At 46.1% G+C, this 12,137-nt stretch carries 12 protein-coding genes; all 12 read left to right on the top strand.

The genetic code is table 11. The annotated features are described in order from the left end of the window. Window positions 1-26 precede the first annotated feature (26 nt). The 12 genes from thrA (at window position 27) to B1L02_RS03585 (ending at window position 12,125) form a co-directional block, all read left to right on the top strand. Window positions 27-2,441 carry a bifunctional aspartate kinase/homoserine dehydrogenase I gene (gene thrA / locus B1L02_RS03530; protein WP_088529944.1) on the top strand — a complete coding sequence of 805 codons (2,415 nt, stop codon included), beginning with the start codon at window positions 27-29 and terminating at the stop codon, window positions 2,439-2,441. 5 nt (window positions 2,442-2,446) lie between these two features. Then, the gene (gene thrB, locus B1L02_RS03535) at window positions 2,447-3,385 is read left to right on the top strand and encodes a homoserine kinase (protein WP_088529945.1); all 939 of its coding nucleotides are present in this window, start codon (window positions 2,447-2,449) and stop codon (window positions 3,383-3,385) included. After that, window positions 3,385-4,668, top strand: a complete 1,284-nt coding sequence (thrC, locus tag B1L02_RS03540) for a threonine synthase (protein WP_088529946.1) — start codon at window positions 3,385-3,387, stop codon at window positions 4,666-4,668. The genes thrB and thrC overlap by 1 nt, the downstream gene beginning before the upstream one ends. A 257-nt stretch (window positions 4,669-4,925) precedes the next feature. Beyond that, window positions 4,926-6,182 carry a serine hydroxymethyltransferase gene (gene glyA, locus B1L02_RS03545; protein ID WP_010372111.1) on the top strand — a complete coding sequence of 419 codons (1,257 nt, stop codon included), beginning with the start codon at window positions 4,926-4,928 and terminating at the stop codon, window positions 6,180-6,182. 85 nt (window positions 6,183-6,267) lie between these two features. Further along, entirely contained in the window at window positions 6,268-6,717 is a 450-nt protein-coding gene (gene nrdR / locus B1L02_RS03550) for a transcriptional regulator NrdR (protein ID WP_088529947.1), read from the top strand. Next, on the top strand, window positions 6,714-7,826 hold the full coding sequence (gene ribD, locus B1L02_RS03555; RefSeq protein ID WP_088529948.1) for a bifunctional diaminohydroxyphosphoribosylaminopyrimidine deaminase/5-amino-6-(5-phosphoribosylamino)uracil reductase RibD: 1,113 nt from the start codon (window positions 6,714-6,716) through the stop codon (window positions 7,824-7,826). Before nrdR ends, ribD begins: the two co-directional genes overlap by 4 nt. Window position 7,827: 1 nt before the next feature. Beyond that, window positions 7,828-8,484: a riboflavin synthase gene (locus tag B1L02_RS03560; RefSeq protein WP_010606132.1), complete on the top strand. Its 657-nt coding sequence runs from the start codon at window positions 7,828-7,830 to the stop codon at window positions 8,482-8,484. 28 nt (window positions 8,485-8,512) lie between these two features. Beyond that, on the top strand, window positions 8,513-9,625 hold the full coding sequence (gene ribBA, locus B1L02_RS03565) for a bifunctional 3,4-dihydroxy-2-butanone-4-phosphate synthase/GTP cyclohydrolase II (RefSeq protein ID WP_088529949.1): 1,113 nt from the start codon (window positions 8,513-8,515) through the stop codon (window positions 9,623-9,625). Window positions 9,626-9,741: 116 nt separating this feature from the next. Beyond that, complete coding sequence (gene ribE, locus B1L02_RS03570) at window positions 9,742-10,206, top strand: 6,7-dimethyl-8-ribityllumazine synthase (RefSeq protein WP_010372096.1); 465 nt, start codon at window positions 9,742-9,744, stop codon at window positions 10,204-10,206. Window positions 10,207-10,217: 11 nt separating this feature from the next. Next, window positions 10,218-10,628 (top strand): transcription antitermination factor NusB, encoded by a 411-nt coding sequence (gene nusB / locus B1L02_RS03575; RefSeq protein WP_010372094.1) that lies wholly within the window; start codon window positions 10,218-10,220, stop codon window positions 10,626-10,628. 43 nt (window positions 10,629-10,671) lie between these two features. Next, window positions 10,672-11,634: a thiamine-phosphate kinase gene (thiL, locus tag B1L02_RS03580; protein WP_088529950.1), complete on the top strand. Its 963-nt coding sequence runs from the start codon at window positions 10,672-10,674 to the stop codon at window positions 11,632-11,634. 8 nt (window positions 11,635-11,642) lie between these two features. After that, the gene (locus B1L02_RS03585; RefSeq protein WP_088529951.1) at window positions 11,643-12,125 is read left to right on the top strand and encodes a phosphatidylglycerophosphatase A; all 483 of its coding nucleotides are present in this window, start codon (window positions 11,643-11,645) and stop codon (window positions 12,123-12,125) included. Window positions 12,126-12,137: the final 12 nt, after the last annotated feature.

Here is a 12,137-nt window from a genome sequence, read left to right on the forward strand (position 1 = left end):
TTTTGTTTTTGGAATGAGGAAAAATGATGCGAGTACTAAAGTTTGGAGGGTCTTCCCTCAAAGATTTTGCCTGTTTACAAAGAGTCAGGGAGCTGGTTAAAGATCATGGCCAACAACAAGCGCTTGTCGTGCTGTCGGCTCCCGGTGGCATGACAGATCAGCTTGTTGAGCTTGCTGATTTGGCTGGACGGGGGGAAGCGTTTGACTCCCAGTGGCAGTCATTCACATCCCGCAGCCATGACTTACACAATGAAGTGCAAGCGGTGTACGGCGGTGTCGTAGGCTGGCCTGACTTTGAATTACTTAAGAATAAATTAGATGGCGCCAAGTTACTGGGGCATTGCCCAGATCAAGCAAGGGCCTATGTCATTAGTTTTGGCGAACGCATTAGCGTTGCGCTGATGGACACCATGCTGCAATCAGACTCCGTAGCGCTTAGTGCTGACGCTTGTGTAAAAACGCAGGGCGGGTATCTCGATGCCGAAGTTGACCTTAAGCTAAGTAAATTATGTTTTGCAGAGTTGGTGCGTGCCAAAGCGTCGCGTTTTTATATTATGGCGGGCTTTACTGGAAGCAATGAAGCGGGCGAGCTGACAACGCTTGGTCGCAATGGTTCTGACTACTCTGCGGCGGTCGCTGCTGCGTGCCTTGAAGCCGAAATCTGCCAAATCTGGACTGACGTTGATGGCGTCTACAGTGCAGATCCTCGCCTGATAAAGAAAGCGACTAAGGTCGACGTGTTATCTTATAAAGAAGCCATGGAGCTATCTTATTTTGGCGCTAAAGTGCTCCACCCAAAAACAATCTTACCTTGCGCAAAAGCAGATGTGCCTTGTGAAATTAAAAATACTCATGATCCAGAAGTGCCTGGCTCACTGATCTGTGCCCAGGGCGGTGGAGAAGCTCCCGTTAAAGCGCTTTCGAGTCTTGATAAACTGGCTATGTTGACCGTGGCAGGACCAGGGATGAAAGGCAAGGTTGGCATGGCTGCTCGAGTATTTTCCGCATTGGCAGCAGATAATGTATCCATCGTACTCATTACGCAATCCTCCTGTGAATTCAGCATCAGTTTCTGTGTCCATGAGCAAGACTTAACTCTCGCGCTGGTTGCGCTTGAACAGGCATTTGAGCTTGAAACGCAAGCAGGTTTAATCGACCCAATTGAAGTCCAGCGTAGCCTTGCTATCGTTACTTTGGTTGGCGATAACATGAAAGCGCACAAAGGTCTTGCGGCCAAATTCTTTGCTTCACTTGCTCAGGCTCAGGTAAATATTGTTGCCATTGCGCAGGACTCAACGGAGAGTTCGATTTCGGCAGTGGTTGACGGTGAACTTTGCCAAGACGCGGTAAAGGTGTGTCACGAAAACTTCTTTACGCATGTCCCGTCTATTGATGTGTTCTTGATTGGCTGCGGTCTAGTGGGTCAGGAGTTAATGAAGCAGTTTCATAAGCAGCAAGCATGGCTTGAAAAACGTAATATACGCTTGAACCTCTATGGCATTGCAAACTCAAGTAAGTGTTATTTAGACCCAGAAGGCGTACCGTTTGATAACTGGGAACTGGCGCTAGAGAAAGCTGAGTCGGGCTTTGATTTACAACAGGTTAGCCAGTTTGTTAGACAAAATCATTTAATTAATCCTGTGATTGTCGATTGTAGTGCGGCTCAGTTCGTTGCCGATGGCTATTTAGATTTTCTTAATGCAGGTTTTCATGTCGTGGCGGCTAACAAAAAAGCCAATACTGGCAGCTATGAGTATTATCAGTCACTACAACAGGCTGCACTAGCTAAGCGCCGTCACTTTTTATATGAAACCAACGTGGGCGCCGGACTCCCTGTATTAGACAATCTCAAATTGCTGTTTGGCGCAGGAGATGAACTGCTGTCATTCAGTGGTATTTTGTCAGGCTCGCTATCGTATATCTTTGGCGTATTGTCGGATGGTTTATCACTATCGGAAGCGACAGAGAAAGCCAAACAAAGCGGTTTTACAGAGCCAGACCCTCGCGATGACTTATCTGGTACGGATGTCGCGCGTAAGCTGCTTATCATTGCTCGTGAATCGGGACTGCCGCTGGAGCTGGGCGATATTGAAGTTGAATCTGTATTACCTGAAGGGTTTGCCGAGGGCGCCAGTGTTGACGAATTTATGGCGCAATTACCACAATTAGATGACGCTTTTGCTGCGCGTATTGCAGCGGCAAAAGCACAAGGTCAAGTGCTACGCTATGTTGGTTCAATCGTTGACGGTAAATGTCGCGTTGGCATAGAAGCGGTAGATAAAGAGCATGCCCTGTACGATATTCGCGATGGTGAAAATGCATTGGCTATTTTAAGTCAGTATTATCAACCAAAGCCTTTTGTGATAAGAGGCTATGGTGCCGGTGCTGAGGTAACCTCTGCGGGTGTATTTGCTGATATTCTAAAAACGCTGTCGAGGTAGGGGTAATGAAAACATTTTATGCCCCAGCATCAATGGGCAATTTTTGTGTTGGCTTTGATGCTCTTGGCGCCGCACTCCAGCCTATTGATGGCAGTTTACTGGGTGATCAGGTCAGTGTTGAAGCCGCAGATCGTGATACGTTCAATTGTATTGGTCCATATGCCGATAAGCTCTCAGCCGATCCCAAAGACAATTTGGCGTTTCAGTGTTTACAGCACTTTAAACAGCATGTGGCGCCGAACATGCCTGCGGTTGCCATGACCTTGTATAAAGGCCTTCCTGTTGGCTCAGGTTTAGGTTCGAGTGCTTGCTCTGTGGTTGCCGCTTTTGCTGCACTCAACGATTTTGCCAATACGCAATTAAGCCAAGAGGCGCTCATTGAATTGATGGCCGACTTTGAAGCAAAGGTCAGTGGCGGTCGTCACTACGACAATATCACGCCATGTTACCTTGGTGGACTACAACTGACTGCGGACTGCATTCCAAGTAAAGCAATTAGTGTTGCGCATGATGAAAGCTGGTTTTATGTCATTGCTTATCCAGGCTTTGCATTGAATACAGCGAAAGCTAGGCAAGCGCTTCCGCAGCAGTTTTCTTTGCATGATACGGTGGAATTTGCCCAGCGACTGTCGGGCTTTTGTTTATTGATGCAGTCAGGTCAATTTGACAAAGCACTGTCGATGATGAAAGACAGTATTGCCGAGGAAGCGAGAGCGCCACTCATTGCCGGCTTTAGCGAAGCACAAGAAGTGCTGCCAGCCCTAGGTGCCGAGCTGGTGAGTATTTCAGGGGCTGGGCCCACACTATTTACCATTTGTAAGTCTGAGCAACAGGCAAACGCAGTGCAGCAATGGTTGCAACAAAATTACATCAATGAAGCGGGTTTTAGCCATATTTGCCGATTAGATGCGCTAGGCACAAGAGAATTAAAGGATCAAAAGTAATGAAATTAGTGAATTTAAAAGACGAACATCAGGTTGTTTCATTTGTTGAAGCGGTAAAAATCGGTTTAGGTCGTAACCAAGGGGTATTTTTTCCTCCTACATTTGAGCGTATTGCGGATGTTGATGCACTACTTGAATTACCTTTTGCTGAGCGTAGTGCCAAGGTATTGCATCACCTTATTGGTGATGAGCTACCACAAGATACGCTTGATGCAATGGTAGAACGCGCCTTTAATTTCCCAGCTAAGTTAGTAGAAGTTGCTAAAAATCAGCATTGTTTAGAGCTTTTCCATGGACCGACATTGGCGTTTAAGGACTTTGGCGGCCGCTTTATGGCGGAATGCATTAGCATGTTTAATCAGGGGGAGCGCGTGACTATCCTTACGGCAACAAGCGGTGATACTGGCGCCGCCGTTGCCCATGCATTTTACGAAAAAGAAAATGTCGATGTGGTGATCCTTTACCCCCATGGCAAAATTTCGCTTGCCCAACAAAAGCTGTTTACTACACTTGGGAAAAACATTCATTGTTATGCTGTAGATGGCAGTTTTGATGATTGCCAAGCGATGGTGAAATCCGCGTTCCTTGATGACGAAGTAAAGCAAAATCTTGGCCTCAATTCAGCAAACTCTATCAACATCAGCCGCTTAGTGGCGCAAGTGTGTTATTACTTTGAAGCGCTAGCGCAATTACCTAAATCGCAGCGTGATAATGTGCATGTCTCGGTGCCAAGTGGTAACTTCGGTAATGTCTGTGCGGCGATGATTGCGGCGGCGATTGGATTACCTATTGCCAAGTTAAGTGCCACGACAAACCAAAATGATACTGTGCCCCGTTACATTGCGTCGGGTGAGTGGCAACCAAACGACACTTTGGAGTCACTCTCTAATGCGATGGACGTGAGTAAACCTAATAACTGGCCTCGTGTTGAAATCATGCTGGAAAGAGGTGATTTTAACAAACATGACTTTTATTCACGTTCGGTGTCGGAAGCGCGTACTCAGGCGGTCATGCAAGAGTTGCATGGCAAAGGCTATCTAGCTGAACCACATACCGCGATAGCTTACGAAGGATTAGCACTGGATTCGCAAGCAGGTGAAACCGGCATTTTCCTTGCTACTGCGCATCCTTCGAAGTTTAAAGAATCTGTAGAAGGTGTTTTAAATCAGCAGCTTGATATGCCAAAACCCTTGGCCGATGCATTGCAAAAACCATGTTTAGCTGAGCCGCTCAGCGCGGATTATGATGCTTTGAAAGCAGCGATGTTGGCAAAGCTGAACTAAATGAGAATGAACACTTAAGTGGGTAATTGGCCCGCTTAAGTATGTTCAATTTCACAACTATATTAGCTTTTCAAATGCAACTTAGGTTGTCTTATTTAAAATATTAATGTTTAAATAAAAAAATATCATCGCGATAGGGGTGTGAAATAAATTCAATCCCTGCTTAAATATGCCCATGCTGATTTCATAGGCAAACTGGTTATCTTGTGATGCTAGATTGTCTTTAAAAATACCCTTACGTTTACCTAGGAGAAACCATGTTAGAACGTAACATGAATATTGCAGATTTTGACCCAGAACTATTTGCAGCGATTGAAGCAGAAACTTCACGTCAAGAAGAGCACATCGAGCTTATCGCTTCTGAGAATTACTGTAGCCCACGTGTACTTGAAGCACAGGGTTCTCAGCTAACAAACAAGTATGCTGAAGGTTACCCAGGTAAGCGTTACTACGGTGGTTGTGAGCACGTTGACGTGGTTGAGCAACTCGCGATTGACCGTGCCAATGCGCTATTTGGTTCTACTTACGCAAACGTCCAGCCTCACGCTGGCTCACAAGCAAACGCAGCGGTATTCCAAGCGCTACTTCAGCCACATGACACTGTGCTAGGTATGAGCCTGGCTCACGGTGGTCACTTAACGCACGGTTCACACGTAAACTTCTCTGGTAAAACGTACAATGCTATCCAGTACGGTCTAAACGAAGAAACAGGCGAAATCGATTACGCACAAGTTGAAGCGTTAGCACTTGAGCACAAGCCAAAAATGATCATTGGCGGTTTCTCTGCGTACTCAGGTATCGTTGACTGGGCTAAGTTCCGTGAAATCGCTGATAAAGTAGGCGCTTACCTACTTGTTGATATGGCGCACGTTGCGGGCCTCGTTGCTGCTGGTATCTACCCAAGCCCAGTGCCTCATGCACACGTTGTAACAACAACAACGCATAAAACACTAGCGGGTCCTCGTGGCGGTCTTATCATCTCTGCGTGTGATGATGAAGAAATCTACAAAAAGCTAAACTCAGCGGTATTCCCTGGTGGCCAAGGTGGTCCTCTATGTCACGTTATCGCTGCGAAAGCGGTTGCGTTCAAAGAAGCATTACAACCAGAGTTCAAGTCATACCAAGAGCAAGTGGTTAAAAATGCACAAGCTATGGTTGCGGTACTGCAAGAGCGTGGTTATAAAGTGGTTTCTGGCAAAACTGAAAACCACCTATTCCTACTTGACCTGATTGATAAAGACATCACAGGTAAAGATGCGGATGCAGCACTTGGTCGCGCTAACATCACAGTAAACAAAAACTCAGTACCAAACGATCCGCGTTCACCGTTCGTTACTTCTGGCCTTCGCATCGGTTCTCCTGCGATCACTCGCCGTGGCTTTAAAGAAGCTGAGTCGAAAGAGCTTGCTGGCTGGATCTGTGACGTACTAGACAACATCAATGATGAGTCTGTACAGGCACAAGTGAAAGAAAAAGTAAAAGCAATTTGCGCTAAATTACCTGTTTACGCATAATTTCGCTCACAAAAAAGCAGTTTTTTGTTATGATTAAGGCCGCATTCAAGCGGCCTTTTTTGTTTTTGAGTCAACGAGAGCGTCTATGCATTGTCCATTCTGTACAGCCAAAGATACCAAAGTGATAGATTCACGTTTGGTTGCTTCCGGCCACCAAGTTCGTCGCCGTCGTGAGTGTATTTTATGCCACGAACGCTTTACTACCTTTGAAGGTGCTGAGCTCGTAATGCCGCGAGTGATAAAGCAAGACGGTACCAGAGAGCCCTTCAATGAAGATAAGCTACTCAATGGTATGCACCGAGCGCTGGAAAAGCGTCCTGTCAGCACAGAACAAATAGAAGAAGTGGTACATCAGATTAAATCTCAAATTCGTGGCACTGGTGAACGCGAAGTAGCCAGCGACATGATTGGCGAATGCATTATGGAAGCCCTCAAAAAGCTCGATAAAGTGGCTTACGTGCGATTTGCTTCGGTATATCGTTCTTTTGAAGATATTCGTGAGTTTGGTGAAGAAATTGCGAGGTTGGGGGATTGAGCCAGTTCACACCGCAAGACCATGATTACATGAGCCGCGCCATCGCGCTTGCAAAGCGCGGTAAATATACCACAACGCCAAACCCCAATGTCGGTTGTGTGATCGTAAAAGACAATGAAATAGTCGGTGAAGGCGCGCACTTAAAAGCAGGTGAAGGTCATGCTGAAGTGCATGCGCTTAAGCAAGCTGGAGTTAAGGCCGCTGGTGCAACTGCCTATGTAACGCTTGAGCCATGCAGTCACTATGGCAGAACGCCGCCGTGTGCAAAAGGTCTGATTGACGCAGGCGTCAGCAGAGTGGTTGCTGCCATGGTTGATCCCAATCCACAAGTTGCAGGGCGTGGATTGGCAATGTTAGAGGCCGCGGGAATTGAAACGGCTTTTGGTTTGCTAGAGCCACAAGCAAGGGCGCTAAATACCGGTTTCTTGAAGCGAATGGAGTATGGATTGCCGTTCGTGACCTGCAAGCTTGCCGCTTCTCTTGATGGCAAAACTGCATTAAATAATGGCCAGAGCAAATGGATTACCTCAGCCGCGGCGCGCTTAGACGTACAGCGCCACCGCGCGCAAAGCTGCGTGGTCTTGACCGGAGCCGATACGGTTATGGTAGACAACGCCAGACTCAATGTTCGTGAGGAGTTTTTGCAAGACACCGATTATCCTCAATCTGAGCTACGCCAGCCGATACGTGCGATTATTGACTCACAAAATCGTCTGACACCAAATCTTGCGCTATTTAAAATTGCATCTCCAGTGATTATTTTTCGCCGTACTATTGATAATTCAGCGCAATGGCCTCATTTCGTAGAGCAAATTGTCGTGCCTGAAATCAGTGATAAGCTCGATTTAAGAGCCGTGCTCAACAAGCTGGCTGAAAAGCACTGTAATTATGTTTGGTTAGAAGCTGGTGCCACCCTAGCGGGTATAATGCATGAACAAGGGCTAATCGATGAGTATATCGTCTATTTGGCACCGAAAATAATTGGCGCTGGAAAAGGGCTGTTTAACACCACACCACTGAGCGCCATGTCGCAAATACCTGAGTTAGTGTTTGGCGACGTTTGCCAAGTGGGGCCTGATCTCAAACTTATCGCGACTAAAGAGAAGTAAAATGTTTACAGGTATTATCGAAGCAACAGGAACATTAACTCAATTGCAACTCAAGGGCGGCGATTTAATTGTTCGTGTGACCACAACATCTCTTGATATGAGCGATGTAAACTTGGGTGATAGCATTGCCACCAACGGGGTTTGCCTGACCGTAACTGAGAAGTTTCATGATGGCTTCAAAGCCGATGTTTCTAACGAAACCTTAAGTTTGACGCGTTTTGCCGAGTACAAACAAGGCCAAAAGGTCAACCTTGAAAAGGCACTGCAGCCGATTTCACGTCTAGGCGGTCATTTGGTGTCAGGCCATGTGGATGGTATTGCTGAAGTGGTTGAGATAACCGCTAATGCCAGAGCGACTGACTATTGGTTGGCCGCGCCATCATCGCTAATGAAGTATATTCCGTATAAAGGTTCGGTTGCCATTGATGGTATCAGTTTGACGGTCAATGCCGTGGAACAAAATCGCTTTAAATTGACCATAGTGCCACACACGGCGCAAGAAACGACGATTGCAGGTTTTCAAGTCGGGTCAAAACTAAACTTAGAGGTTGATCAAATCGCCCGCTACCTCGAAAGACTAATTCAGGGTGAGCCAAGCGCTGCCAGCGAGTCCACTCTCACAACCAGTCTATTGGCGAAAGCTGGCTTTATAAAGTAGCCACAGACAAAGTAAAAATGGGAAAACTATGAGTTTAAATAGTGCTGAGGAAATCATCGCGGACATTAAAGCCGGTAAAATGGTTATTTTGATGGACGATGAAGACCGAGAAAATGAAGGTGATCTGATCATTGCAGCAGAGCACATTACACCAGATGCAATTAATTTCATGGCAACATATGGTCGCGGGTTAATCTGTTTAACCATGACACAGGAGCGCTGTGAGCAGCTGAACTTGCCACTAATGGTGAAAACCAATGGCGCTCAGTTCTCTACCAACTTTACTTTGTCTATTGAAGCTGCGAAAGGCGTAACGACGGGGATTTCAGCGGCAGATCGTGCTCGTACAGTGCAAGCTGCAGTTGCCAAAGGTGCTGTGCCTGAAGATATTGTACAACCTGGTCATATTTTCCCAATCATGGCGCAACCTGGTGGGGTTTTAACGCGCGCAGGTCATACTGAAGCTGGATGTGATTTAGCACGTTTGGCGGGGTTGGAACCTGCATCTGTGATTGTTGAAATTCTAAATCCAGATGGCACTATGGCACGTCGCCCACAACTAGAAGTATTCGCAAAAGAACACGATATTAAAATCGGCACCATTGCTGATTTAATTGAGTATCGTAACTTAAACGAAACCACTATCGAAAAAGTAGCAGAGTGTAAACTTCCTACTGAGTTCGGTGAGTTTAACCTAGTGACTTACAAAGACACCATTGATAATCAACTTCACTATGCGATGGTTAAAGGCGAGATCAAATCGGAAGAAGCCAATTTAGTACGTGTGCATTTGCAAAGTACGTTTAACGATATTCTTCATTCCGATCGTAGTGCTGATAGAAGCTGGACACTGCAAAGTGCCATGAAACACATCGCCGACAACGAAGGTGTATTAGTTATTCTTGGCAAACAAGAACGTAGTGAAGAGATAGAAGCATTGGTTAAGGCCTTTGCTGCGGAAGATGCGGGTGAACAAGTAAACTACCGTAAATTCCAAGGTACTTCTCGCACCGTTGGTGTGGGGTCGCAAATTTTGGCTGATTTAGGCATTCAAAAAATGCGCCTAATGAGTCTACCTAAGAAATATCACGCACTGTCTGGTTTCCACTTAGAAGTGGTTGAATACGTCGAACCAAAATAATTCCAAAATGCCAAATTGATCGCAATCGCCTATATTCAGATAGTAGGCGATTGCCATATTACTGTGCTATCATGCGCCTCAATTTGGCAATTGCTCATACAGATTAGGAACATCTAATGAAAGTAATCGAAGGTAATAAATACGCTCCTGGCAAAAAATTTGCCATTGTCATTTCACGTTTTAACGATTTTATCGGTAGCAGCTTACTTGAAGGCGCTGTTGATGAGTTGAAGCGTACCGGTGGTGTTAGCGATGAAGACATCACGGTTGTATATGTACCGGGAGCGGTTGAACTACCACTAGCAGCAAAACGCGTTGCGATGAAAAAAGAGCACGACGCGATTATTGCGCTAGGTGTGATTATTCGTGGTGGTACGCCACACTTCGATTTAGTTGCTAACGAGTCTAACAAAGGCTTAGCTAGCGTTTCATTAGATTATGACATCCCTGTTGCTTTTGGTGTACTTACTACTGAAAGCATTGAGCAAGCTATCGAGCGCGCGGGCACTAAAATGGGCAACAAAGGGGGAGAAGCCGCCCTTGGAGCTCTAGAAATGGTGAACGTGCTAGAGCAAATTTAAGAGGAATCTCAGTGAAACCAGCAGCTAGACGCAAAGCACGTGTACTTGCTTTACAAGCTATTTATTCTTGGCAGCTAAGTGGTAACCCAATTGCCGATATCGAACAGCAAATGCTGATCGAAAACGACGTAACTAAAGTCGATGTCGAATACTTCAAAGACTTAGCGCGTGGTGTTGTTGTTAACCAAAAGCAGCTAGACGAAGCGATTCGTCCGCATTTAGCTCGTCCACTTGAAGAGTTGGATATGGTTGAGCTTGCCGTGTTACGTGTTAGTGCTTATGAGCTTAAATTCCGTGAAGATGTGCCATACAAAGTGGCTATCAACGAAGGTATTGAGTTGGCGAAAATGTTCGGCGCTGAAGAGAGCCACAAATTTGTTAACGGTGTACTAGACAAAGCGGTTAAGTTTATTCGCAAATAAGCTTTACTATAGGAATAGCCGGCCTTGGCCGGCTTTTTTGTGTATGAAAGAATTTGAGCTAATCAATCACTATTTTAAAGGCCGCGGCATTACTCGCCGAGATGTAGAGCTTGGGATCGGTGACGACTGTGCCTTGGTTTCGATCCCCGCTGGGAACCAGCTTGCGGTAACAACCGACACGCTAGTTGCGGGTGTGCACTTTTTTGAAGATATACCACCTCGGGCACTTGGCCACCGTGTTATCGCGGTGAATCTTAGCGATTTAGCTGCAATGGGTGCTGAGCCTACTTGGGTATCGCTTGGCTTAACACTACCCAGCGCTGATTTGGAGTGGTTAGAAGCTTTTACTGAGGGCATGCATGAAATTGCTGAGTACTATAACGTACAGGTGATAGGTGGAGATACGACGCAAGGTCCATTGACTATCACCGTATGTGCAAAGGGTATTGTGCCAACCGGTAAAGCACTCAAGCGCTCAGGAGCCCGAGTGGGGGATTGGATTTATGTAACAGGCCCGCTAGGTGACGCAGGGCTTGCAATCGAAGCGCGAAAGCAAGGCTGGACGCTTGAGCCAAAACACCACAAAGCGGCGCTTGAAAAATTTCACTACCCAGCGCCACGGGTTGCTGCGGGTCAAGTACTTAGAGGCCTCGCAACCTCAGCAATTGATATCTCAGACGGTCTACTCGCGGATCTTAAGCACATTTTACGCAGCTCAACAGTGGGCGCTAAGATAAACGCGGATAAAGTCCCGCAGTCTGACGCGCTGCGTTCAAGTCTTGATGAAGACGCACGCATGCGACTTGCGCTGGGTTTTGGTGATGACTACGAATTACTATTCACGGTCAATGATAATAATAAAAATGCCGTGGAAACCAGATTAAAGCAATATGGTGTTGAGCCAGTTTGTATTGGCCAAATTACGGCCAATAATGGTGAAATTCAATTGCTTAAAAAAGGTCAACCTTACCAGCTTGCAGGGCTTGGTTTTGAGCATTTTAGCTAGGAGTTGGTTTGGCTAAGCAGTATGTATTTAATTTAAAGAAGCCACATCAATTCTTTGCACTCGGATTTGGTCTTGGTTTAGCGAAAAAAGCACCAGGCACTTTCGGCACATTCGCCGCATTGCCGTTTATTTTTGCAACCCAAGGCACACCAATTTGGCTGCAATGTCTTGTTGCAATTGTCATGACGTTATTTGGGATCTGGGTGTGTGGCAAAACAGCGGGCGATGTTAATGTTCACGACCATCCTGCCATCGTGTGGGATGAAGTGGCTGGCTTTTATATTACCATGATAGGGGCGGCACTTAGCTGGCAGTCATTAATCGTCGGCTTTATTTTGTTCCGCTTTTTCGATATTTTGAAACCGGGTCCGATAAGATGGCTCGATAAACGCTTGCACGGTGGTTCTGGGATCATGCTAGATGATGTATTAGCTGGCATTTTTTCATTGATTTGCGTGCAAGCTTTGTTTAAAACTGGCATTTTAGTCTAACTATGCTGATGT

The organism is Pseudoalteromonas piscicida, from assembly GCF_002208135.1.
GTDB classification, from domain to species: domain Bacteria; phylum Pseudomonadota; class Gammaproteobacteria; order Enterobacterales; family Alteromonadaceae; genus Pseudoalteromonas; species Pseudoalteromonas piscicida_A.

Bases quoted from the DNA above. Each gene is read 5' to 3' on its own strand.
- thiL (WP_088529950.1), top strand. From the start codon at position 10,672: ATGAAAGAATTTGAGCTAATCAATCACTATTTTAAAGGCCGCGGCATT.
- ribE (WP_010372096.1), top strand. From the start codon at position 9,742: ATGAAAGTAATCGAAGGTAATAAATACGCTCCTGGCAAAAAATTTGCC.
- nrdR (WP_088529947.1), top strand. From the start codon at position 6,268: ATGCATTGTCCATTCTGTACAGCCAAAGATACCAAAGTGATAGATTCA.
- thrC (WP_088529946.1), top strand. From the start codon at position 3,385: ATGAAATTAGTGAATTTAAAAGACGAACATCAGGTTGTTTCATTTGTT.
- B1L02_RS03560 (WP_010606132.1), top strand. From the start codon at position 7,828: ATGTTTACAGGTATTATCGAAGCAACAGGAACATTAACTCAATTGCAA.
- glyA (WP_010372111.1), top strand. From the start codon at position 4,926: ATGTTAGAACGTAACATGAATATTGCAGATTTTGACCCAGAACTATTT.
- thrB (WP_088529945.1), top strand. From the start codon at position 2,447: ATGAAAACATTTTATGCCCCAGCATCAATGGGCAATTTTTGTGTTGGC.
- thrA (WP_088529944.1), top strand. From the start codon at position 27: ATGCGAGTACTAAAGTTTGGAGGGTCTTCCCTCAAAGATTTTGCCTGT.
- ribBA (WP_088529949.1), top strand. From the start codon at position 8,513: ATGAGTTTAAATAGTGCTGAGGAAATCATCGCGGACATTAAAGCCGGT.